Origin of the sequence: Vibrio sp. ZF57, assembly GCF_001691235.1 — a bacterium.
GTDB classification, from domain to species: Bacteria; Pseudomonadota; Gammaproteobacteria; order Enterobacterales; family Vibrionaceae; genus Vibrio; species Vibrio crassostreae_C.
Genome location: NZ_MAKD01000056.1, coordinates 12066 through 36474 on the forward strand (window position 1 = coordinate 12066; position 24409 = coordinate 36474).

Here is a 24409-nt window from a genome sequence, read left to right on the forward strand (position 1 = left end):
GATCTCTGAAAAGGAAATCGATCATGAACATATTGCTCTCCCTACTCGGCATGACCGCCATCTTAGGCGTCTGTCTTTACCATAGAGTTAGTCTGGTACGTGCATTAGTTGTATTAACCGGCGCAATGGTAGCATTAACACTGCTTGGCGGCGTGGCTGTTACTGGCTGGCTTTGCTATCTATTAGCCGTTGCGATCTTTGCTGTACCGACCATTCGTCAGACACTGATCAGCCAAAAAGCACTCTCTTTATTTAAGAAAGTTCTGCCAGCGATGTCTCAGACAGAAAAAGAAGCACTAGAAGCTGGCACAGTATGGTGGGAAGCAGAGCTGTTCAAAGGCAAACCTGAATGGAAGAAGCTTCAGAACATTGCTGACCCAAAACTCTCTGAGGCTGAGCAAGCGTTTTTAGATGGTCCAGTAAATACCGTGTGTGAAATGGTCAACGATTACCAAGTGACACATGAGCTTGCTGATTTGCCACCAGAAGTATGGCAATACCTGAAAGACCATAAATTCTTCGCCATGATCATCAAGAAAAAATACGGCGGCTTAGAGTTCTCAGCTTACGCTCAATCTTTGGTTCTACAGAAGTTGACGGGTGTTTCTAGTGTATTGTCATCGACGGTTGGAGTACCTAACTCATTAGGCCCTGGTGAGCTTTTACAACACTACGGTACAGAAGAACAAAGAAACCACTACCTGCCTCGCTTAGCGGAAGGTAAAGAGATCCCTTGTTTTGCTCTGACTAGCCCAGAAGCCGGTTCAGATGCAGGTTCAATCCCAGATTACGGTGTGGTTTGTAAAGGCGACTGGCAAGGCGAAGAAGTACTTGGCATGCGCCTAACTTGGAACAAGCGTTACATCACTCTCGCGCCTGTCGCGACCGTTTTAGGCTTGGCTTTTAAATTGCGTGATCCGGATGGCCTGCTTGGTGACCAAAAAGATCTTGGTATCACTTGTGCGCTTATCCCAACGGATTTAAAAGGCGTAGAGATTGGCAACCGCCACTTCCCACTAAACGTACCTTTCCAAAATGGCCCGACGCAAGGCGACGATATCTTCGTCCCTATCGATTTCATCATTGGTGGCCAGAAAATGGCCGGTCAAGGCTGGCGTATGCTGGTTGAGTGTCTGTCGGTTGGTCGTGGTATCACACTACCTTCAAACTCAACCGGTGGCATTAAGTCTGCCGCGCTTGCAACTGGCGCTTACGCTCGTATCCGCCGTCAGTTCAAACAGCCTATTGGCCGCATGGAAGGGGTTGAAGAGCCACTTGCACGCCTTGCAGGTAACGCTTATGTAATGGACGCTGCAAGTAACCTAACCGTTGCGGGCATCGACCTTGGTGAAAAGCCTTCGGTTATCTCTGCAATCGTTAAGTACCACTGTACTCACCGTGGCCAGCGCAGCATCATTGATGCGATGGATATCGTCGGTGGTAAAGGCATTTGTTTAGGCCCATCGAACTTCCTAGCTCGTGGCTACCAAGGCTCGCCTATCGCGATTACGGTTGAAGGCGCAAACATCCTGACTCGTTCAATGATCATCTATGGTCAAGGTGCGATTCGCTGTCACCCTTACGTACTGAACGAAATGGAAGCGGCTTATTCTGAAAGCAGCGATGCGCTTGATAAGTTTGATTCAGCGTTAGCAGGGCACGTTAGCTTTACGATGAGCAACCTAGTCCGCAGCTTGTGGTTTGGTTTAACCGATGGTCGTGGTTCTGATGCGCCAACACCTTCAAATAAAACAGATAAACAGACACAGCGTTACTACCAACAGCTAAACCGCTACAGTGCAAACCTAGCGCTACTGTCTGATATTTCAATGGCAGTTCTAGGCGGATCACTGAAGCGTAGAGAACGTTTATCAGCAAGACTGGGTGATATCTTAAGTCAACTTTACCTCGGTTCAGCAACGTTGAAGCGCTTTGAAAGTGAAGGCAGCCACGCTGAAGATCTACCGTTAGTACATTGGGGGATGCAAGATAGCTTACGTCAGACTGAAGTGGCGATTGATGAATTCTTAGCGAACTTCCCTAACCCTGTGATTGGTCGTCTGCTTCGTGTTGTGCTAATGCCATTTGGTCGTATCCGTCGTGCTCCAAACGACAAGCTCGATAGCAAAGTTGCGCACATTCTACAAACACCAAGCGAAACACGCTCTCGTATAGGTCGCGGCCAATACCTAGAAGCGACGGAATACAACCCAGTAGGTAAGATTGAAAAAGCGCTAGAAGTGATTCTTCAAGCTGAACCTCTGTTCGACAAAGTCTGCAAAGAGACACATCAAAAACGTGCCTTCTTACGACTTGATCTTGTTGCTCAGTTGGGACTTGAGAAAGGTATCTTAACGCAAGACGAAGCAAATCTTCTGATTAGCGCTGAGGAACATAGACTGTACACGATTAACGTGGATGACTTCTCACCAGAGGAGCTTGCAGCAAAATCTCAGTACCCAGACCAATCGATTGATAACGTCGCTTAAGGCCAGAAAAAGAAACAAAAACGGGACTACTATGAGTCCCGTTTTTTTGTTCATGATTTCGTTGCCACAAATTCCAATGCTTTATCTAGCAGCTTATTCTCTCTAGACAATCTAATCATCTAAGCGAGTTACTTGGGCGCCTTGAGCTGCATCTCAGGTAACGCTTTTTTCTTCGCCTTGACCTTACGAACCACAAACCAAATCAATAAGCCCAATAGAATAGCGACCACATTACCCACCGCAATAATGATCATACTGCGCTGTCTGTCATCTTCACGTTTTTGAAGGATCATCAACTCTGTTGCGATACGCTTCTGTTCAGCAAGAGCTTCTTCTTGAAGACGTCGTGACTCTGCTAAGTCGATATCTTCAACAACGCTGTACGACTGCTCGGTAATTGGAAAAATCAGCGGGCGCTGACTTGAAGCATCAGTGGCATAAACCATCCCTGACCAATTATAAATTCCTAAATCGCCATTATAAGGCACCTCTAAAGCGACTTTCATTGCGTCGACTTCAGCTTGCCCCTGCTTGTACATCACATATTCATCAGAAGCCTTGTGCTCAACATGAACCGCTAACGAGCTCGGTGCGATCATCCCCTGTTCACCAGACACCACAATAGTATGAGGTAAACCCTCTTTTCGTGATTGAATGAAGGTGCTAGTGATCGGTGTTGGGTAAACCAAGACTTCTTGCTCTTGCGCTCGCAGGAACACGCCATTACCAGAGGTAATACGCGCTCGGTATTTACCGGGCTCGATATCAATTGGCAAAGAGACAGTGAACACACCATCTCCGGCCTTTTCATCAAGATCAGCGCCATCATCGGCAAACTCGCCCATCACAACCGGCACCGGGCGCGCTTCTCTCACCAAAGACTCTTCGTTTTCAACAAACTTAGTAAAGGTAACCTTAAGCTTCACGCGATCGAGAAAATCGCGCAGCACCAGCGGCTTGCCATCAGAAGTCAGTCGAGCGGTAAATTTGATGCGCTCTGTTTGATACAACTTATCTGGGAACTCATTAGCATCCAAAACAAGATGAGACAGCAGCTTGATATTGTTCTTAGGGGAAACTTTACCTATCGCTTGCCAAGGGCCGGGCATCGGATTGTCGATAGAGATAATGTCCATGGACGATTCTTCGTACCAACGGACATTATCAGCATTGCGCCAAGAGTAGTATTTCTTGCCATCAGGGCGAACCAAAACGACAGGTTTAGAGTTATCGGCTCGATAAATCACAAAGGTGACTTGTTCAATACTGGGATCAACTCTAAAACGGTTGTCCAATAAACTCATAACGGATTCTGTTGCTGCATGTAAGCCAAAACTTAACAGCAATAAGCAACCGGTAGCCAATACCCTTAACATACTTTCTCCCTACTGACGCCAGAGGCAGCTTCCGCTTTTCTCGACGAGATCTAAACGACTTTGATGCGCTTCTACTTCATCGGCCGTAGCTCGTAAAACCTTTAGGGATTTTCGACCACTTTCTACTCTTCGTATGCTTTCGGCTTCGCCTTCCTGTTGACCAGCGTTAAATTGCAGCGAAGTTTGACCACCCGTCATCAATAAGTAGACGTCGGCTAGGATCTCCGCATCGAGCAATGCGCCGTGGAGAGTGCGGTGCGAGTTATCGATACCGTAACGGTCACATAAGATATCTAGGTTGTTTCTTTTACCTGGGAATATCTTCTTCGCCATTGCCAAGGTATCGGTAACTTTACAGTAGTCATCCGTTTTACCTATCGCTGGGTTGAGCTTCTCAAACTCATAGTCCATGAAGCCCGTATCGAAGGGCGCGTTATGAGCCACCAGCTCCGCACCTTTGATAAAGTCGAGAAACTCTTTATGAATGTCTTGGTATTCAGGCTTATCAATCAAGAATTCATCGGTAATACCGTGAACGCCAATCGCCTCTTCTTGAATCGCACGATCGGGCTTGATGTAGACGTGGAAATGACGCCCGGTCAGCCTACGGTTGATGATCTCTACTGCACCAATTTCAACGATGCGGTGACCCATATAGTGAGGGCCACCTTCTGTATTCATACCGGTGGTTTCGGTATCGAGTACAACAATGCGCTTATTTTCGTTCGAACTGTTTTTTTCGTTCGTGCTTTGTTCTGGAGTGCTACTGGTATTCATAAGGATAACTGTGTCAGACTATGCCGATAATGTGCTTGAGGTAATAGTATCAAATCATGACGAAACAAGTTGAAATTTTCACTGATGGTTCTTGTTTAGGCAACCCTGGTCCCGGCGGCTATGGCATCGTACTTCGCTACAAAAAAGTCGAGAAGACGCTAGCAGAAGGTTTCACGCTAACAACCAATAACCGTATGGAAATGCTCGCCGCTGTCGTTGCTCTCCAAGCCCTCAAAGAACCTTGCTCTGTGATTCTGACCACAGATAGCCAATACGTGCGTCAAGGCATCACACAGTGGATTCATAACTGGAAAAAGCGTGACTGGAAAACAGCCGACAAGAAACCGGTTAAAAATGCCGATCTGTGGCAAAGGCTCGATAAAGAAACCGCTCGCCATAACGTTGATTGGCGCTGGGTAAAAGGACACGCCGGACACAGAGAAAACGAAATGTGTGATGATTTAGCGCGAAATGCTGCGGAGAATCCGACTCTAGAAGATACGGGCTATCAACCAAGCTAATCGTCTTTTTAATTAGACGCACATTTCAGAAAGCGATTTATAATTTCTTAAACTAATTGACAATTTCTCAATCGAATTGATAGATGAAAAGCCGACAACTAATCGGCTTTTTCTGTTTTTAGCGGATATGACGCTTTGGCTGAATCCATTGTACGGCGCGTATTGGTTCTAAAACTTGCCCCAACAGGCGAGAAACGTCGCTTAAGGTGCCAATGTGGTTTGATGGGTTTTAGCGGGTAAGTACGCTTACGAGCAACAATAAAGTATTGGCTTCCGGCGAAGGATGCACAACCACCTAAGCTGTTCTCCAACCACGTCCACATCGCTTGATACTTACTCATCGGAAACAGCGCGTAGGTGTCACAATGAATTACTTCATAGTTAAGTACACCTAACCAGTCTTTAATTCGACTTGGCGTGTACATACGCCCACTCCAAGGCAAGCTGTTCTTTCGCCAAGGCATCAAACTGGCAAGCCCAGTGACACTGATTGGGTTGAAGCCCGTGATAATGATATAGCCATCGTCCATCATCACTCGATCGACTTCTCTCAATAAGCGATGCGGGTCATTGCTATAATCTAGCTGATGACTCAGTACTACAACATCAAAGCTTTTCTCCAAAAAGGGTAAATTATAGCCATCCGCTATCACATTATGTAATGGGTTCTGGATATCTAGGTTTACTTGATGTTGAATGTTGCATGTGCAGCTAGAAATCTCACTACTGAGGCCACCGAGCTTGAGCATATGGTAACCAAATAGCTTTGGGCACCACTCATCGAGTCGAGTTTGAATAGATTCTCTCAACCAGTCCCCATTGTGCAATTGCGCCCAAGTGTAAGGACGTTCAAACTTCTTTCTGCTACGTGCTGGCTTCATCAATAATCTGTCTCACTTATTCTGTCGCACTAATAGTGACTGGAGAACCAATAATGTTACATATCAAAAGCATACCTGCATTTAACGACAATTACATCTGGCTGATTCAAAATAGCGATCGCCGTTGTGCTGTCGTCGACCCTGGTGATGCGGCTCCAGTATTAGAGTACTTGGCACACCATGAGCTAACTTTAGATGCAATCTTGATTACACACCACCACCACGATCACATTGGTGGTGTTCCAGAACTCGTTAGACAATTTCCCGGCGTGGATGTTGTCGGTCCAAGGAATGAACCTATCCCTACCTTAACTCATCCGGTCGATGATGGTGATCAATTAGAACTGTTTGGCGAAGTATTCCTCGTCCTAGGGCTCAGTGGCCATACTGCGGGTCATATTGGTTATGTGGGCGATGCCAAACTGTTTTGTGGTGATGTGTTGTTCTCTGCGGGCTGTGGCCGAATCATGGAAGGCACACCACAACAGATGTTCGATGCACTGAATAAGATCACGGCTCTGCCTCAAGAAACCGAAGTGTATTGTGCACATGAGTACACTGCAGCCAATATCGCTTTCGCATTAGCCGTAGAGCCTGATAACCAACATTTGCAGCAATATCGCGACCAAGTGAACCGACTACGAGCTCAAAATAAGTCGACCATCCCCACAAATTTGAGACAAGAGAAGTTTGTGAACCCTTTCTTGCGTTACACCGAACCAAGTGTAGTGAAATCAGTGTCTAATCGTACAGAGCAGACCGATCCTCTATCAGTATTCACCGCTTTACGTGCGTGGAAGAACGAATTTTAACAAATACAGACTTGTCACTCATAGGGGGTGGCAAGTATTATCATCGGCCGTTAATTAAAAAGGCTGTAACATGCGAGTTAAGTACAGCTGGGCTTTGGTATTACTACTTTCTGGTTGCCAATTAACTCAGTCAGAGAATCCAGACCAAGCTTCCGAGCAAACCAACACATCTCCTACTAAAGAAGTTTCTCAAGCGAACGTTTCATCAGAAGCAACAGCCAAAGAAGATCAAAAAGTTGAAGCACCTGTCGTTACTCCACAAACACAAGAAGATGTTTGGAAACGCATTGCGATGCAACTTGAAATGGAAGTGCCAGACCAAAAGAAGGTCGACTACTACCGAACTTGGTATCTCAAGCACCCGAGTCATCTAAAAACAGTATCAAAGCGTGCTGAACCTTTCTTGTATCTGATCACGACTAAGATTGAAGAAAAAGGCTTACCACTAGAATTGGCACTACTACCCGTTGTAGAAAGCTCTTTCGATGCGTTTGCCTACTCTCATGGCAGTGCTGCTGGTCTATGGCAATTCATTTCAGGCACTGGCAAAGACTACGGGCTTGAACAGAACTTTTGGTATGACGGCCGCCGCGATGTTGCCGCTTCTACCGACGCCGCATTGGACTTCCTCTCAGACCTTAACAGACGTTTCGATGGCGACTGGAACCATGCGATCGCCGCCTATAACAGTGGTGGTGGTCGAGTAAACAGCGCAATTCGCAAGAACAAGAAGCTGGGCAAGCCAATCGACTTTTTCTCTTTGGACTTACCAAAAGAGACCAGCAGCTATGTACCTAAACTGCTTGCTCTAGCAGATGTCATTGCCAACCAAGAAAAGTATGGCATCGATATTCCGGCGATCCCGAATAAGCCAGTGCTGACTCTGGTTAACCCTGAAGAACAGCTTGATTTAGCCATTGCTGCGAACTACGCAGGCATTCCTGTCAAAGAACTTCAAAGTTACAACCCGGCTTACAACCAATGGGCAACGGCACCAGAGAAACACCAACAACTATTACTTCCTTTAGATTCAGTTGAGAAATTCAACAAAGAAGTCGCTGCCAATAAAGGCAAAGGCATGAAGTTGGTGCGTTACAAGGTTCAATCTGGTGACAGCATTAGCGTACTGGCAAGCAAATATAACACCACCAGCAAAGTGATCCGCTCTGCAAACGGTTTGAGCAACAACAATATTCGTATTGGCCAGCACTTACTTATCCCAACATCCACCAAAGACGACAAGACATACGCCCTAAGCGCCTCAAACCGCCTAGCAAGCACACAGTCGAAGAGTCGTGGTCAATATAAGCTCAGCCATACTGTAAGAAGTGGTGACAGCCTATGGACGATTGCACGCGCAAATAAGGTTTCTCACCAATCACTGGCTAAGTGGAATGGTATGGGGCCACGCGACACGCTTAGAGTTGGTCAAGAACTGGTCATTTGGAAAAATGGCTCAGACGGCGCCATCATTCGTACGATCTTTTATAACGTAAGATCAGGTGACACAGTCAGCGGTATTGCATCAAAGTTCAAAGTAAAAAGTACAGATGTTGTAAAATGGAACACTTTGCAGAACAAAAAATACCTACAGCCAGGACAAAAACTGAAGCTGTATGTTGATGTAACTAAGGTAAGTGTATGAACCCGTCAAGTAACCCACTCGTCATGCTGTTGGATATATTCCGTTCGCCAACAGCTTGTTTCTTAGCGCTTTATCAACGAAGTGCTTGGGGATGGCAACCCTACGTCGTATTAATGCTCAGCCCATTTTTGTTTTGGGGTGCTTATTTTTCGAATGTAGATTTTGCATGGTTAAGTGCAGAGCTCTCGCAGCAACTGGCTCAAACGAACCCTGACCAATTGGCGTTACTTGACCGCAATACCTTACTCGCAAGTGAAATCATCAGCGACGTATTTGGCCGAACATTAACCATCGTTCTATTGGCATTCTGGTTTAACCTAGCAACCAAGCCAAGCCAACATCAGCACAGCTTTTGGCGATGGTTTGCAGCGGCATCGGTTGTTATATTCCCAGCTGTTTTAGGTGATGTAGCAAGCTACGCAAGCCTGATACTCAAGCATGGACATGTGATGAACTACGCTGCCGACTTGAACAGCTTAAATGGCTTGATCAAGTTACCGCTAACTAATGATTGGTCACAGTTTGCTAGCTCATTACCACTGCTTCTGCCATGGTACATCGTGCTAGGTTATGCTGCGGTACTAACGTGGACTGAGTTTGAACGCGGGCAAGCGCTTGTGATTTCAGGCTTACCATGGGTTGGCTACTACCTAATCTGGGCGCTCTACATTTTAATCTTTTAAGTAGAAGAGATAAGGCTAGCGAAGACTCTCTAGCCTATTGTTCCGTTAGATTTCCCAAGGTAACCACCGTGCGAATGGTTAAGTTCCAATGACTAATAGCTAATCACTATTTAGCCTTAAAGGTCACTCGCATAGGGTTATGATCAGAAGCGTCCGTAATGGGCGCTTTTGCTTTTTCTACCTCTAGCCCTCGATAGAACACATGGTCGAGCACCAGTCCTGTAATGAACTGAGTTCTGTTATCTGGCTCAAAGGCAACTTCCGTCAAACCAACCTTCTCCAACGCATCTTTCAATACAGCAACGCGAGCTTCACTCCAGCTATTAAAGTCCCCAGCAAAAATAACCGGCCCACGATACTTTTGCAGATTGTCAGTTAAGCTCTTGAGCTGAGCCTCGTAATCTTCCGTACCAAAGGTAAAGTTCACAGCGTGGATATTAATCACAGCCAGCTCTTCGCCATTGTTTAGTTGGTAACGCGACCAAAGCGCCGATTTAGGCAGTTGAAGCCAAGGTTCTTCATGAGTATAAGCACACGCTTCAATCGGTAAATGGGTTGCTAGGTTGAGTACCCCAGCACTTTGCTCAAAGGCCTCAAACGCATTAACACGTGTGCTTCCCCACTGTCCGCTCATTACCCATTGGCGAAGTCCTTCTGTCATACTAGCTTCTTGCAGCAAGACTAAATCGCTACCTGCCGACAGCTTATTTAACTCACTCTGCCAATTATTTCGGTTTTGCTTGTAGATATTCCACACCGTAATGTCTAAGCCATCAGACACATCAATCGCTTTCGGTGCAGAGTTTTGGTAGCAACTGTAGATGTCGTTACTGGTACTTTGAGAGGAAATGATCAGGTTGGGTTTATTCGGGATCACGAAGATAAAATGAAAACTAACGACAGCAAGCGTTATCAATAACGTGATAACAATGATGGTTTTCTTAAACATACAGCACCCTACCAGAGATGAAAAAGGAGCGATAAACGCTCCTTTTGGGGTAATAGTTTTTTTATACGGCGTCTTCGTCTTCTTCGCCAGTACGAATACGTACCACACGTTCAACTTCAGTAATGAAGATCTTACCGTCACCAATTTTACCTGTTTGAGCCGTCTCAATGATGGTATCAACACATTGGTCAGCCACTTCGTCGGTCACAACGATTTCTAGTTTCACTTTAGGTAAAAAGTCGACCATGTACTCTGCGCCGCGGTATAGCTCAGTATGACCTTTTTGACGTCCAAAGCCTTTAACTTCAGATACTGTCATACCCGTAATACCCACTTCTGCAAGTGCTTCACGTACATCATCAAGTTTGAATGGCTTGATAATGGCTTCAATCTTTTTCATGTTCATCCCTTAAACTGTGCGAATGGCTCATTATCGGTTAGCTATAGTAAACATTCAATGAAAAAAGCCAGAGCTTTAAAGCTCTGGCTCGAAATTTATCATCTTGTTTAATCAGCGCTTTGAGAAGGTTTTACTTAAGGCTTGCGTAGTAAGCGGCTAGATTCGCGATGTCTTCATCACTCAGCATTGAAGCTTGAGCCTGCATTACAGCGGCCAAACCGCCGGTGCGCTGGCCATTCTTATAGGCCTTAATTGATGAAGCGATGTATTGCTCGTTTTGACCTTTAAGGTTTGGATAGCCAGGGATCACTGCGATACCGTCTGCACCATGACATGCCGCACAGATTGCTGCTTTAGCTTGACCCGCAGCAACATCAGCCGCCAGAGCGTTACCACTCAATAGTCCAAATCCAAGAACTAATCCTAGTGTAATTTTCTTCATTGCATATTCCATTAATTATTTTTATTAAAGTGACGGTGAATTGTGACATAAACTTTTTCTACTTGCTCCAAAGCGCTTCACAATCTTGACCTTCGTAGTTTTTATCTACGAATAAGCCTAAAACAGCGATCACTCGATCGCCATCCATTAATATCGGCGTTCTGCGTCTTAACCAACTGGGTACTTGGTACTCTTGAAACAACTTCTTAAGCTTCCTGCTATGACCGCGCCCAACAGGGTGTGCTGACAATCCCTCAGGGTTAAATATCACTCGCAGTGTTCCTCTCGTTGTGTTGAGACTAAAATGTTGCGCATCACAGTGGTTAGATACACCATCACACGCCGCTGAAGTTAAGTGTAGTTCCCCTAAACCGTCAGGCAAAACTAAGCTCTCTTCCATCGAGATATCACTTTGCCAGTTCGACAAGTCTTTGGTCTCTTTTACGACATGGAGCTGATGATTAAAACGTCTAACCTCAACCTCATTCAACACCAGCTTAGGGTTGGCGTCTGCCTGAGCACATGCCACCTCATCCCATATAAGTTTGAGCTGCTTTTGGCTCGGCATCGGTTGATTACAGCGGCTCAGCCACATTCTTAATAAGCGTGCACGCAGTAAATCAGAGTACTGAGATAATACCTCAATACTTAAGCTGTGCTTCTCAGTCAAAGCTTGTTGTAAGTGAGATTCTAACAACTCATCCAACAGTAACTCTTGCTCTGCACATAGCTGAGCACTACGACTGACCGATTCTCGAAAACTAGGCCAACGCTCGGTCAGTGTCGGAGTGACTTGATGACGAATAAAATTACGGTCAAAGCGAACGTCTTGATTACTCTCATCTTCTACCCAAGTTAAAGCCATATCGCGCGCCGCCACTTCAATATCCGTTCTCGTCACCGACAGCAGTGGGCGAACGATATGAGCACCTGAAAATGGCATCACTTTCGCCATTGAAGAGAGCCCTTTCGGACCACTGCCACGCTTAAGAGCTAACAAGAAGGTCTCGACTTGGTCATCGATGTGCTGGCCTGTCACTAACACATCACCTTGTCTAATATGCTTTTTAAGGGCTTGGTATCGCGCGTCTCGAGCCAGCTTTTCAACGCTTTCTCCACGGCTAATATCTAGCGAGACTCGTTCAATGAACAAGGATACCGACAAAGCATCACACCATGTTTTGCACTGCTCTGCCCAATAATCAGCATTGTTGCTTAAGCCGTGGTGAACATGTACCGCACAGCAATCGATGTGATGGGACTTAGCGAATTGGGCAGCCAACTCCAACAACACTCGTGAATCGACACCACCACTGAAAGCGACGATCAACCGACAAGGCTTAAGCGCGCTTTGATCAAGTACAGATGTGAAGGTATCAATTAAGTGTGTCATGAGGCTAATAAACCAAGAGATCGTGTGTTAAGGGATAATGTTTTAATAATAAAAAAGGGTTGGCACTGAGTCCAACCCTTTCATCATTTGTTCGTATAGCTAGCCTTATCGCTAAGGCAAGTTATCAGCAGTAGCCGTAGCTCATTAGACGCTGGTAACGACGCTCAAGCAGCGTTTCGTTATCAAACTGCTCTAGCTCTTCTAGCTGTTTAACTAACATGTCTTTCATGTTTTGAGCGGTTTGTGCAGGGTCGCGGTGCGCGCCACCTAGAGGCTCAGGAATGATTTCGTCGATAAGCTCAAGCTCTTTAAGACGAGGAGCAATCAGGCCCATCGCTTCAGCTGCTTGTGGTGCTTTATCTGAATCGCGCCATAAGATTGAAGCACAACCTTCTGGAGAGATTACTGAGTACGTAGAGTACTGAAGCATGTTCACGTAGTCACCAACACCAATCGCTAGTGCGCCACCAGAACCGCCTTCACCCACAACGTTACAGATAACAGGAACTGAAAGGCCAGCCATCACTTTTAGGTTTTTAGCGATAGCTTCAGATTGACCACGCTCTTCAGCACCAACACCTGGGTATGCGCCCGCTGTGTCGATGAAAGTAATAATAGGCATGTTGAAACGCTCAGCAGTTTCCATTAGACGTAGCGCCTTACGGTAACCTTCTGGCTTTGGCATACCAAAGTTACGGATCACTTTCTCTTTAGTCTCACGACCTTTCTGGTGACCAATAACCATAACAGGACGGCCATTTAGACGAGCCATACCACCCACAATAGCTTTGTCGTCAGCGTAAGCGCGATCGCCCGCCATCTCTTCAAACTCTGTGAATGCATGCTCCAGGTAATCTTTGGTGTAAGGACGTTGAGGGTGACGAGCAAGTTGAGCTACCTGCCATGCACCTAAGTCACTAAAGATTTTCTGTTTAAGCTCTAAGCTTTTTTTCTCTAGTTGTTCGATTTCTTTGTCTAGATCTACCGCTGTGTCACCACCGTGACGCGAAACGTCACGTAGCGCTTCGATTTTTGCTTCAAGTTCAGCGATAGGCTTTTCAAATTCTAGAAAGTTCAGGCTCATCTATGAATCCTTGTTGATTCAGCTCCGCATTCGCGAAGCTAAATTTTAGTTAAATTCGAGTTCTACTTGGCTATTTCCAAGCAGCTGTTTTAATTCGTCTAGTAATGTATCACTTGGCGTCACGCGCCATTCTGTGCCCAATGTTAACCGCGCTCTAGCGTCGGCACGCTGGTAGTATACATTGACTGGGACCGTTCCGGCTCTATAAGGTTCTAAGATTTGACTAAAGCGTTCAAAAAATTGACCGTTAATTTGGGATTGGTCGATAGATATCGACACCCCACGAGCATATTTCTCACGGGCGCTTCCTAAGTCCATGACCTCGCGCGCGGACATTTTAAGCCCGCCATTGAAATCATCAAAGCTGACCTGTCCGGAAACGACCACAATTTTGTCTTTTTCGAGCAATTCTGCGTAGCGATCGAGCGCATCCGAGAACAACATCACTTCCATTCGGCCCGAACGGTCATCAAGTGTCATCAAACCAATTCGCGTGCCGCGCTTCGTCGTCATCACTCTCGCAGCAATCACCAAGCCTGCAATTGTTAGTGATTGGTCACGACGCGTTGGCGTGGCATCTTTCAAACGACAGCTAGTGTATTTCGCTAACTCTTTGATGTAAGCGTTAACCGGGTGACCCGTTAAATACAAACCAAGCGTTTCACGTTCACCTTCAAGCCAAACCTTCTCAGGCCATTTAGGCACTTGGGTATACTTGTGTTCAACCTCTTCCGGAGCGTCGGTCAACACGCCAAACATATCAGATTGACCAAAAGACTCGGCATGATGATGTTGACTCGCCGCCTTCACCGCATCTTTCAAAGATGCCATCATTGCCGCTCGGTGAGGACCTAATCTATCTAAGGCTCCGGATAGAATCAACTTTTCGATAACACGTTTGTTGACCTTCTTCAGATCAAGGCGTGCACAGAAGTCGAATAAGTCTTTAAAGTAACCGCCTTTATTTCGCGCTTCAATGATCGCTTCAATAGGGCCTTCACCGACCCCTTTGATCGCACCGATGCCATAAACAATCGCGCCATCTTCATCCACATTGAAACGGTATAAACCTGAGTTGATATCTGGTGGTAAAAGCTTGAGCTTCATACGGAAACATTCATCAACAAGGCCGATAACCTTCTCGGTGTTATCCATATCTGCCGTCATTACCGCAGCCATAAATTCCGCTGGGTAGTGCGTTTTCAGCCATAGCGTTTGATAAGAAACCAGTGCATATGCTGCGGAGTGAGATTTGTTAAAGCCGTAGCCCGCAAATTTCTCTACCAAGTCAAAGATCTTCATGGCCAGCTCGCCATCAACACCATTGGCTTCAGCACCCTCTTTAAAGGTACCACGCTGCTTTGCCATCTCTTCTGGCTTTTTCTTACCCATCGCACGACGCAACATATCCGCTCCACCAAGCGTATAGCCAGCAAGGATCTGTGCGATTTGCATTACCTGCTCTTGATACAGGATGATGCCGTACGTAGGTTCTAGCGTCTCTTTCAGCGATTCGTGTTGCCACGTTTCATCAGGGTAAGAAACCGCTTCACGGCCGTGTTTACGGTCGATAAAGTTATCTACCATGCCTGATTGCAGAGGACCCGGACGGAACAGGGCTACCAATGCGATAATATCTTCAAAACAGTCGGGCTGTAGACGTTTGATAAGGTCTTTCATACCACGCGATTCCAGCTGGAATACCGCGGTGGTTTCAGAATTTTGTAATAGGTTAAATGACGCTTGGTCATCAAGAGGAATCGACTCGATACGAACCGGTTCTTTCCCCTCTTTCTTCAAACGTGGATTCACTAGGCCTAACGCCCAGTCGATGATGGTCAGGGTACGCAGCCCCAAGAAGTCGAACTTAACCAAGCCAGCCGTTTCAACGTCATTCTTATCGAACTGCGTTACTGGGAAGTTACCTTCTGCGTCGGCATAGATTGGCGCAAAATCGGTGATCGTGGTGGGTGAGATAACAACACCACCTGCGTGCTTACCGGCATTTCGCGTACAACCTTCAAGGATGCGACACTTATCAATCAGCTCACGAACTTCTTCATCGCCATCGTAAAGCTCTGGCAATGCAGGTTCAGCAAGGAATGCTTTCTCTAGCGTCATACCCGGGTCTGGCGGTACAAGCTTTGAAATTCGATCGACGAAACCAAACGGGTGGCCCAATACACGGCCTACATCGCGGATTACCGCTTTTGCCGCCATGGTACCAAAGGTGATGATCTGAGAAACGGCATCACGACCGTACATTTCAGCCACGTGATCAATAACTTGGTCACGCTTATCCATACAGAAGTCGATATCGAAATCGGGCATGGATACACGTTCTGGGTTCAAGAAACGTTCGAAAAGTAGATCGTATTCAAGTGGATCGAGATCGGTGATATCCAAGGCGTAAGCGACTAGAGAGCCGGCACCAGAACCACGGCCAGGACCTACTGGCACATCGTTGTCTTTTGACCACTGGATGAACTCCATTACGATCAAGAAGTAACCTGGGAAACCCATGTTGTTAACAACTTCGAGCTCAATCTTGAGTCGCTCATCGTATTCCGGTCTGCGCTCAGCACGCACTTTTTCATCTGGAAATAGGAACGCTAGACGTCGCTCAAGGCCTTCTTCAGATTTCTTGATCAAGAAGTCTTCAATCGCCAAACCTTCCGTTGGGAAGTTAGGCAGGAAGTACTCGCCCAGACGAACCGTTACATTACAACGCTTAGCAATCTCAACACTGTTCTCAAGTGCTTCAGGAATGTCTGAGAACAGCTCACACATCTCTTCTTCACTACGTAGATATTGCTGCGCGCTGTAGTTCTTAGGGCGACGAGGATCGACCATAGTGAAACCATCATGGATCGCCACGCGGATTTCGTGAGCATCAAACAGGTCTTCAGTTAGAAAAACCACTTCGTTGGTTGCGACAACAGGCAAGTCTTCCTGCTCAGCAAGCTCTAACGCAAAGTGTAAGTATGACTCTTCATCTGGTCGTCCGGTACGAATCAGTTCCAAGTAAAAACGATCGGCGAAGTACGTTTTGTAAAACTCGACGCTGCTTGCAACCAAGTCACGGTTACCTTTCAGCAACGCCTTACCAATCTCACCTTCTTTGGCGCCCGATAGAATGATCAGGCCTTCTGCATTCTCAATTAGCCACTCTTTATCAATAACAGGCTGATGTTGAACATGACCACGAAGGTAAGCTTTTGAGATGAGTAACGTTAGGTTGTTATAACCTTTATTGTTCGTTGCGATAACGGTGAGCTTGGTCAACTCGTCACCGAATTCTGGAGACTGCATCAAGAAGTCAGCACCAATAATAGGTTTAACCCCACACCCATGGGCAGTACCGTAAAACTTCACTAAACCACACAGGTTGGTAAAGTCGGTCAATGCTAGAGCAGGCATACCCATTTCAGCGACTTTTTTAACTAATGGTGGCACCTTGGATAGGCCATCCACCATCGAAAAGTCACTGTGTACGCGTAGGTGAACAAATTTTGGATCTGACATTATTTTTCCTGAGTTCTAGGTTTGAGCCTAGGATTACAACTGTGTGTATTCTATTTTTTTCTAATACAAGTTAGCAACTTTATTCGATGCTAAGCTCTAGTTAACGTAAAGCTCTAATCTATACCAAGAATACGTTTTACTGGCTTAAAGCTCTTGCGGTAATGCTCGGTTACACCATGTTTTTCAATCGCTTCGAAATGCGCTTTGGTCGGGTAACCTTTATGCTTAGCAAAACCAAACTCTGGATGAAGTTTATCAAGATCTTCCATCTCTTGGTCACGAACGACTTTTGCGATAATAGACGCCGCACTGATTTCAGCCACTCGCAAGTCCCCCTTCACAATCGCAAGACCATCCATCGGCAGTTCTGGGACTCGGTTTCCATCTATCAACGCCATATCAGGTTGAACGCTCAACCCCGCGATAGCTCGCTGCATAGCAACCATCGTCGCTTGCAGAATATTCAACTCATCAATTTCTTGTGGAGAACAACGACCGACAGACCACGCCAAAGCTTTCTCTTTGATTTCAGGAAGTAACGCAAGACGCTTTTTCTCAGACAATTTCTTTGAGTCGTTCAAGCCTTCGATTGGGTTGTTTGGATCAAGGATAACCGCAGCGGTCACCACGTCGCCAACCAAAGGGCCACGCCCTACTTCATCCACGCCAGCAAACAGCTGGTAACCTTGCGGGTATTCAAATGGAGGAAGCTCTTTTTTTTCTTTTACTGCCATAACTAATCTCTTAATGTTCTGTAAATAAGCGCTTTATGCTTCAACAAAAGGTCGGTCAATCAATTTCAATACTGCGTTAGCGGCTTGTTTGTCTGCGTCTTTGCGGATCCAGTGATGCATCTCGGTAAAGCGTTTGATCAAGGCACTGTTATCGGCTGATAGCATTTTATCGACAGACGGGAACAAAAAGTCTGGGTGGCACTCTTCAAGAATATGCTCTTTCACGATCTCTTCACCAGCCAAAATATTCGGCAGTGACACAAACTCAGTGATCGCCAACTTCTTAACAATGTAACCCGTCAGCTTATTTACTTTGTAACCAACCACCATAGGGCGTTTAAGCAACATACATTCAAGAGCCACGGTACCTGAAGCCAAGAGCACAGAATCAGCGGCGGTAATCACGTTGGTTGCCGTATCTTCGACTAACGTGAATTCAAGCTCAGGTGCGGTCGATTGCCAGATTTCAGTAAACTGCTTTTTACGCTGCTCGTTAACGAGCGCAACAACAAAATTGATATCCGGATACTTCTGCTTGATACGTTGGCAAGTTTCGATAAATGGCTGAGCAATCAAACCCATCTCACCACCACGACTACCCGGTAATACGGCTAACCACTGCTTGTCTTGATCAAGACCTAACAGCTCTCGAGCATCTTGTTTACTAGGCTCTAAAGGAATCGCGTCTGCCAACGTGTGACCAACAAACTCACAGGCAACGTTATATTTATCGTAGAACGCTTTTTCGAACGGCAAGAAAGCCAAGACTAAGTCGGTTGCTTTGTCGATTTTAAAGATACGCTTTGGACGCCAAGCCCACACTGAAGGGCTCACGTAATGCACCGTTTTGATACCAGCGTTCTTAAGGTCTAACTCAAGCCTTAGGTTGAAATCGGGCGCGTCGATACCGACAAAGACATCGGGTGGATTTTGAGTGAAATACTTAACCAGCTCTGCTTTTACTTTTAACAAGCGAGGTAAACGGCCAAGCACTTCAACTAAGCCCATAACGGCCAGCTCTTCCATCTCGAAAAGAGACTCACAACCTAGGGCTTTCATTTTCGGCCCGCCAATGCCAACGAACTCTGCATTCGGGTATTGTGATTTGATCGCTTTGATAAAGCCTTCACCAAGCGTATCGCCAGACAGTTCGCCGACAACAATGCCTACGCGCAATGGTTCATTCGAAACGAAGTCCGAGCTATTGGTTGCTGCTTCTTGCTGTGCCATAGTTTTTCAATTCCCTTGTTGCCTAAAACAAAAAAGACCGCCTAACGAGTAGCGATCTTTTTGTTATACCATTCTGATGAAGTAGTTATTGCCATACTCACATTGATTGGTACATAACCATATCGAGTATTAACGAATAATACCGCGCTCAGAGTTCTCTAGCATTTCAAGCATAGGCGCTACCGAAGTAAACTCTTTTGCCATTTCCACTAAAGCCGCTTTCGCTTCTTCAAGTGTTTTACCTGAACGGTATAGCTCTTTGTACGCTTTCTGTAGTGCACGAATTTCAGGTTTCTCAAATCCGTTACGCTTCAAGCCTACTAGGTTAAGGCCGAATGGAGCCGCGTGGTTACCCTGTGCAAGCACGTACGGCAGTACATCTTGAACAACTGCAGAACAGCCACCAATGTATGCGTAAGCACCAATTGAGCAGAATGGGTGAATCGCAGAAAGTGCCATAACACCAGCGTAGTCGCCAACCGTTACATGACCGCCAAGAATAGCGTTGTTACCAATGTGAGTGTGGTTACCAACAATAACATCGTGCGCTACGTGAGCATTAACACAAAGTAAGTTGTCATCACCAATCACTGTGGTTGCTTTGTCTTGAACCGTACCACGATGGATTTGAACCGCTTCACGAATTACGTTGCGATCACCGATCACAACTGTTGTGTCTTCGCCGCCGTATTTCTTATCTTGGTTTTCTTCACCGATAACAGCGTGTGGGAAGATACGGTTTTCTTTACCAATGGTTGTGTGACCTTTGATCACAACGTGCGACATCACTTCAGTGTCGTCTCCAATGGTCACGTTACCAGCAATGTAAGTGAAAGGCCCAACCGTCACGTTAGCACCGATAGTTACATCACCTTCGATTACTGCTGCCGGGTGAATTTTCGCTGTTTCATGAATCATATTAAAACTCTCTACGAGCACATTTAAGTTCAGCTGAACATACAACTACGCCGTCAACCTTAGCAACACCATTAAACGATGCGATGCCACGACGTTCTTTTAAGAATTCAACTTCGATAACCAGTTGGTCACCAGGTACTACTGGCTTACGGAATTTAGCTTTATCTACGCTAGCAAAGTAGTACAACTCGTTGCCAGAAGGCGCACCAAAAGATTTAAATGCTAGAAGGCCTGTTGCTTGTGCCATTGCTTCTAAGATCAACACGCCTGGGAATACAGGAAGTTGTGGGAAGTGGCCTGTGAACTGAGGTTCGTTAACAGAGACATTCTTAATCGCAGTCAGTGTTTTTTCTTTTTCAAAGCTAGTCACACGATCAACCATTAAGAATGGGTAGCGATGAGGTAATAGTTCCTGAATTTCAGTAATGTTCATCGTTGTCTGTTCAGTAGTCAAAGTCGTATTCCTATATATATTCTTTATTTAATTAGAAGGATTATAAACGAAAAAGACTCGCTGTACGCGAGCCTTTTATTAGAAATGCTGGAATTATGATTCCGCGCTCTTCTCGATAAGTTTTTCAACGGTTTTCAAACGCTTGTTCATTTCATCAATTCGATGAACACGCGTTGCTGTTTTACGCCAATCTTTATTTGGCTGTAAAGGAATACCTGAAGAGTACATGCCTTTCTCAGTGATGCTGCGCATTACCATCCCCATACCGGTGATTGTAACGCCATCAACGATTTCAATGTGACCATTAATCACACTGCCGCCACCAATAATACAGTACTTACCTATCGTCGTGCTGCCTGCGATGATAGTACCACCCGCAAGAGCAGAACCATATCCGATGTGAACATTGTGAGCAATTTGAAGTTGGTTATCTAAGATAACGTTATCTTCAATGATTGTGTCATCTAATGCACCACGGTCAATGGTAGTACACGCGCCGATTTCTACGCGGTTACCAATGCGAACAGAACCCACTTGCGGGATCTTAACCCACTCACCTTTCTCGTTCGCATAGCCAAAGCCATCAGAGCCAATAACAGTACTTGATTGGATCAGACATCCTTCACCAATCACAACTTCATGGTAAACACTTACGTTAGCCCACAGCTTAGTGCCTGCGCCAATTTTTGCATTTTTACCAATAAAGCAACCAGCACCGATGATCACATCATCACTAAGTACTACACCAGACTCAATCACAGCGTTCGCGCCAATAGACACATTTTGTCCAATGGCTGCTTCGCTAGAGATTGAAGCAGAATCAGCAATAGCCGCTGCGGGAGCAGGAGTAGTATCAAGCGCTTGAGCAACTTTAGCAAAAGCAACATAAGGGTCATTAACCACAATCACGTTAGTCTTGCACAGTTCACGCTCACTCTCTTTAACCATAATAGCGGACGCTTTACAGTCACCTAGGTGCTTGCTGTACTTCACGTTAGAAAGGAACGTAATGTTACCTTCTTGCGCTTTATCCATCGGAGCGACTGCTGAAACGGTAATTGTACCATCTCCGTGTAGCTCTCCCCCGGTAATCGTTGCCAATTCGGCTAAAGTCAGATTCTTCATAAAACTTATTTCAGTGCTTTAATTACTTTCTCAGAGATGTTGTATTCTGGCTTGCCGTATTGCAGAGCTTGAATATCAACGATCATGTCGTAGCCTTCTTTCTCTGCAACTTTCGTTACAGCATCTTGAATCACTTTGAATAGCTTCTGCTTCTCTTGTGCTTCACGACGTTGGCTTGCTTTTTCTAGTGCTTGAGCTTTGATTTTGTACTTGCTGTCTAGTTGGCCTACTTCGATACGTAGCTTCTCAACTTCGTCAGGACCTAGTAGCTCGCCATCACGCTTAAGCTTTTCAATCTTGGTTTTCGCTTCAGCTTGAATGCTCTGTAGCTCAGCCGCTTTATCTTTGAACTCTTCCTGCATTTTTTGAAGAACAACTTCACGCTGAGGTAGAGCCTGGAATACTTGTGCAGTGTTTACATAACCCACTTTTTGCGCAGCTTCAGCAGCTGTTGCAAAGAAAGAAGAGCTAAGAACTACAAGGCCTAAACCTGCTGCTTTAATCATATTTTTCAAAATATTGTCCTTTAAATATTAGAAAGTTCTACCAATGGTAAATGTGAAGAACTCTTCATCATCACCTTCGTAAACTTTAATTGGTTTCGCTAGAGAGAAAACCAGTGGGCCCATTGGTGACATCCATTGAAGAGCGGCACCATAAGATGAACGGTAATTTGTTGGGTCAGAGTAATCGTAGTAGTACTGGCTGCCACTATTTGGTGCGCCGCGGTCTACGAACTCTGTGTCCCATACACTTGCCATGTCGAAGAAAACACTGGTTCGAATCTGGCTGCGCGCTTCATCAGAAGCAAACGGCGTTGGTACAATTAACTCTAAGCTTGCTAAGGCAACCGCGTTACCACCCACTGAATCATCAGTAGCGGTATCATAGGTTGGGTTGTTACCTGTGCTGCTTCCGTAAACGGCTTTCGGGCCAGCTGAGTTAGAACCAAAGCCACGTAGGGTTGTAAAACCACCTGCGTAGTAGTTCTCGTAGAATGGGAACAAGTTATCGTTACCATCTGTTTGACCATAACCATTACCATAGCCTAATCGGCCACGCATCAATAGTGTGAACTCATGCTTTTTGGTCAGCGGGATGTAATGTTTTACATCGTACTGCATTTTGAAGTACTGAGCATCAGAGCCTGGTACCGTCATTTTAGCGAAAGCACGTTGGTGGTTACCCTCAGTTGGGAAGAAACCACGGTTCAAATTGTTACGCGTCCATGAAATATTGATATCGAAGTCATCGGTTAAGATGTGCTCATCACCGTATTGGTCGATACTTCTCGCAAACTGTTCAACCTGGATATAAGTCGGTACGTTACCGATCTTGTTGTGCGTATAGCCAACACCGAACTCAATGCGGTTCAGCTCATCCATAGGGAAACCCCAGGTTAAGCTCGTACCATAACTTTGGTTGGTATAGTCGACGATGCCCGCTTCAGAGGCTTCAAATTCGTTGTAGAAGATCTTACCGCCTAAGCTCACACCATCCAGGTTCCAGTATGGGTCACGGTAGTCTAAGCTCACGTTTTTTTGGTAATCGTTCATCATGGCACTTACGCCAACACGGTTACCAGAGCCCGCAAAGTTGTCTTGTTGCAGGCCAACTTGGAAACTCACACCAGATTCAGTACCGTAGCCGACACCAAAGTTGATACTGCCTGAGTTCGCTTCCTTAACGTTGTAAACCAAATCAACTTGGTCTTCACTGCCAGGAACACGCACTGTTTGTACATCAACCGTTTCAAAGAAACCTAAACGGTTAAGACGGCTCTTACCGGTATCAATGGACTTAGAGTTAAGCCAGCTGCCTTCCATTTGACGCATTTCACGACGCAGTACTTCGTCTTTCGTTGAGTTGTTACCCGTGAATCGAATATCACGAACATAGATACGGCTGCCCGCTTCTACATTGATAACCAACGACACTTCTTTGGTCTCATCGTCAAATTCAGGAATCGTGCGAACTTGTGGGTACGCGTAGCCAGATTCACCAAGAATTCGTTTTACGTTCTCTTCCAAAGACGTTACCGAAGAACCGTTGTACGTATCGCCGTCTTCGAATGGCACTAACGCTTCGAAGTCAGCCTCACGACCGATTAATTCACCACGGAAAGAGACATCTTTAACGGTGTAGGCTTCGCCTTCATCGAGGCCAAGCGTGATGTAAACACCTTTTTTGTCTGGAGAGATCGCCACCTGCGTAGAGTCAACCTTAAACTTAAGGTAACCACGGTCAAGGTAGTAAGATTTCAGCGCTTCGATATCACCGGCTAATACTTGCTTTTGGTATTTTTCATCCGCAAGGAAATTCCACCATGCAACATCAACATTCAGATTGAAACGACTAAGCAGTTCAGAGTCAGAGAAGACTTCATTACCGATAAAGTTGATTTGCTGAATCTTAGCGGATACGCCCTCAGTAAACACAAACTTAAGGTCAGAACGGTTACGTGGCAGAGGTGTCACAACCGCTTTTACTGTCGCGTTGTACTTACCAACACTGTAGTAAAAATCTTCAAGGCCTTTTTCAATGTTACTCAGCGTAGTACGGTCAAGGGCTTCACCTTCACGAACACCAGACGCATCTAGGTTCTGCTGAAGCTGTTCTTCTTTAATCGCTTTATTACCAGAGAATGAGATGCTTGCGATGGTCGGTCGTTCTTGAACTTGAACAATCAATACACCTTCATCACGAAGTACTTTAACGTCCTCAAAGTTGCCCGAAGCATACAGTGCACGAATGATCTCAGACACATCGCTTTCATCCACTTCATCGCCAATACGTACTGGCATTTTCAGTAGAGCTGCACCAAGTGCAACACGCTGTAAACCTTCGATCTTGATATCTTGAACTACAAAGTTTTGTGCTCCGTTCGCAGCCACACTAGTGGCCAATAGACTTGCGAACAGAATTTGCTTAATCGCCATACTTATTCTAATTATTCCTTGCTACTACCAAT

The 24409-nt window shown here is 45.7% G+C and carries 21 protein-coding genes; 5 read left to right on the top strand and 16 right to left on the bottom strand.

Features of this window, described 5'->3' with window-relative positions:
* Positions 1 to 23 precede the first annotated feature (23 nt).
* On the top strand, positions 24 to 2489 hold the full coding sequence (fadE, locus tag A6D97_RS05775; protein WP_059019960.1) for an acyl-CoA dehydrogenase FadE: 2466 nt from the start codon (positions 24 to 26) through the stop codon (positions 2487 to 2489).
* A 128-nt stretch (positions 2490 to 2617) separates the two neighbouring features.
* Here the strand turns inward: fadE and A6D97_RS05780 are convergent, their stop codons facing one another.
* Positions 2618 to 3865, bottom strand: coding sequence for a TIGR03503 family protein (locus A6D97_RS05780; RefSeq protein WP_065583988.1), 1248 nt, complete (start codon positions 3863 to 3865; stop codon positions 2618 to 2620).
* Between the two features lie 9 nt (positions 3866 to 3874).
* Positions 3875 to 4642: a DNA polymerase III subunit epsilon gene (gene dnaQ, locus A6D97_RS05785; protein WP_017060722.1), complete on the bottom strand. Its 768-nt coding sequence runs from the start codon at positions 4640 to 4642 to the stop codon at positions 3875 to 3877.
* 56 nt (positions 4643 to 4698) lie between these two features.
* Here dnaQ and rnhA point away from each other — a divergent pair, with 56 nt between their 5' ends.
* Entirely contained in the window at positions 4699 to 5163 is a 465-nt protein-coding gene (rnhA, locus tag A6D97_RS05790) for a ribonuclease HI (protein ID WP_065583989.1), read from the top strand.
* Positions 5164 to 5261: 98 nt separating this feature from the next.
* Here the strand turns inward: rnhA and A6D97_RS05795 are convergent, their stop codons facing one another.
* Positions 5262 to 6044, bottom strand: coding sequence for a class I SAM-dependent methyltransferase (locus A6D97_RS05795; RefSeq protein WP_017060724.1), 783 nt, complete (start codon positions 6042 to 6044; stop codon positions 5262 to 5264).
* Between the two features lie 53 nt (positions 6045 to 6097).
* Between A6D97_RS05795 and gloB the strand changes: the two genes are divergently transcribed.
* The 3 genes from gloB to A6D97_RS05810 all read left to right on the top strand — a co-directional run bounded on the left by gloB (position 6098) and on the right by A6D97_RS05810 (position 9184).
* Positions 6098 to 6856, top strand: a complete 759-nt coding sequence (gloB, locus tag A6D97_RS05800; RefSeq protein WP_017060725.1) for a hydroxyacylglutathione hydrolase — start codon at positions 6098 to 6100, stop codon at positions 6854 to 6856.
* Between the two features lie 70 nt (positions 6857 to 6926).
* Positions 6927 to 8501, top strand: coding sequence for a LysM peptidoglycan-binding domain-containing protein (locus tag A6D97_RS05805; RefSeq protein WP_065583990.1), 1575 nt, complete (start codon positions 6927 to 6929; stop codon positions 8499 to 8501).
* Complete coding sequence (locus A6D97_RS05810; protein ID WP_065583991.1) at positions 8498 to 9184, top strand: YIP1 family protein; 687 nt, start codon at positions 8498 to 8500, stop codon at positions 9182 to 9184. Before A6D97_RS05805 ends, A6D97_RS05810 begins: the two co-directional genes overlap by 4 nt.
* A gap of 106 nt (positions 9185 to 9290) precedes the next feature.
* Here the strand turns inward: A6D97_RS05810 and A6D97_RS05815 are convergent, their stop codons facing one another.
* The 13 genes from A6D97_RS05815 to bamA all read right to left on the bottom strand — a co-directional run bounded on the left by A6D97_RS05815 (position 9291) and on the right by bamA (position 24377).
* On the bottom strand, positions 9291 to 10133 hold the full coding sequence (locus A6D97_RS05815) for an endonuclease/exonuclease/phosphatase family protein (protein ID WP_065583992.1): 843 nt from the start codon (positions 10131 to 10133) through the stop codon (positions 9291 to 9293).
* Between the two features lie 61 nt (positions 10134 to 10194).
* Complete coding sequence (gene glnB / locus A6D97_RS05820) at positions 10195 to 10533, bottom strand: nitrogen regulatory protein P-II (RefSeq protein ID WP_017063373.1); 339 nt, start codon at positions 10531 to 10533, stop codon at positions 10195 to 10197.
* Positions 10534 to 10663: 130 nt separating this feature from the next.
* Complete coding sequence (locus A6D97_RS05825; RefSeq protein ID WP_170791809.1) at positions 10664 to 10987, bottom strand: cytochrome c; 324 nt, start codon at positions 10985 to 10987, stop codon at positions 10664 to 10666.
* Positions 10988 to 11033: 46 nt separating this feature from the next.
* Positions 11034 to 12368 carry a tRNA lysidine(34) synthetase TilS gene (gene tilS / locus A6D97_RS05830; protein ID WP_065583993.1) on the bottom strand — a complete coding sequence of 445 codons (1335 nt, stop codon included), beginning with the start codon at positions 12366 to 12368 and terminating at the stop codon, positions 11034 to 11036.
* A gap of 124 nt (positions 12369 to 12492) precedes the next feature.
* Positions 12493 to 13452 carry an acetyl-CoA carboxylase carboxyl transferase subunit alpha gene (gene accA, locus A6D97_RS05835; RefSeq protein ID WP_017060731.1) on the bottom strand — a complete coding sequence of 320 codons (960 nt, stop codon included), beginning with the start codon at positions 13450 to 13452 and terminating at the stop codon, positions 12493 to 12495.
* Positions 13453 to 13497: 45 nt separating this feature from the next.
* On the bottom strand, positions 13498 to 16977 hold the full coding sequence (dnaE, locus tag A6D97_RS05840; protein ID WP_050649624.1) for a DNA polymerase III subunit alpha: 3480 nt from the start codon (positions 16975 to 16977) through the stop codon (positions 13498 to 13500).
* A gap of 113 nt (positions 16978 to 17090) precedes the next feature.
* Positions 17091 to 17711 (bottom strand): ribonuclease HII, encoded by a 621-nt coding sequence (gene rnhB / locus A6D97_RS05845; RefSeq protein WP_017063371.1) that lies wholly within the window; start codon positions 17709 to 17711, stop codon positions 17091 to 17093.
* A 33-nt stretch (positions 17712 to 17744) separates the two neighbouring features.
* Entirely contained in the window at positions 17745 to 18941 is a 1197-nt protein-coding gene (lpxB, locus tag A6D97_RS05850; RefSeq protein ID WP_017066406.1) for a lipid-A-disaccharide synthase, read from the bottom strand.
* 129 nt (positions 18942 to 19070) lie between these two features.
* On the bottom strand, positions 19071 to 19859 hold the full coding sequence (lpxA, locus tag A6D97_RS05855) for an acyl-ACP--UDP-N-acetylglucosamine O-acyltransferase (protein ID WP_050644950.1): 789 nt from the start codon (positions 19857 to 19859) through the stop codon (positions 19071 to 19073).
* A gap of 1 nt (position 19860) precedes the next feature.
* Entirely contained in the window at positions 19861 to 20313 is a 453-nt protein-coding gene (fabZ, locus tag A6D97_RS05860; protein ID WP_009847408.1) for a 3-hydroxyacyl-ACP dehydratase FabZ, read from the bottom strand.
* Between the two features lie 93 nt (positions 20314 to 20406).
* Positions 20407 to 21438, bottom strand: a complete 1032-nt coding sequence (gene lpxD, locus A6D97_RS05865; RefSeq protein ID WP_065583994.1) for a UDP-3-O-(3-hydroxymyristoyl)glucosamine N-acyltransferase — start codon at positions 21436 to 21438, stop codon at positions 20407 to 20409.
* 5 nt (positions 21439 to 21443) lie between these two features.
* Entirely contained in the window at positions 21444 to 21944 is a 501-nt protein-coding gene (locus A6D97_RS05870; RefSeq protein ID WP_017056311.1) for an OmpH family outer membrane protein, read from the bottom strand.
* Positions 21945 to 21971: 27 nt separating this feature from the next.
* Complete coding sequence (gene bamA, locus A6D97_RS05875; RefSeq protein WP_017060735.1) at positions 21972 to 24377, bottom strand: outer membrane protein assembly factor BamA; 2406 nt, start codon at positions 24375 to 24377, stop codon at positions 21972 to 21974.
* Positions 24378 to 24409 lie beyond the last annotated feature (32 nt).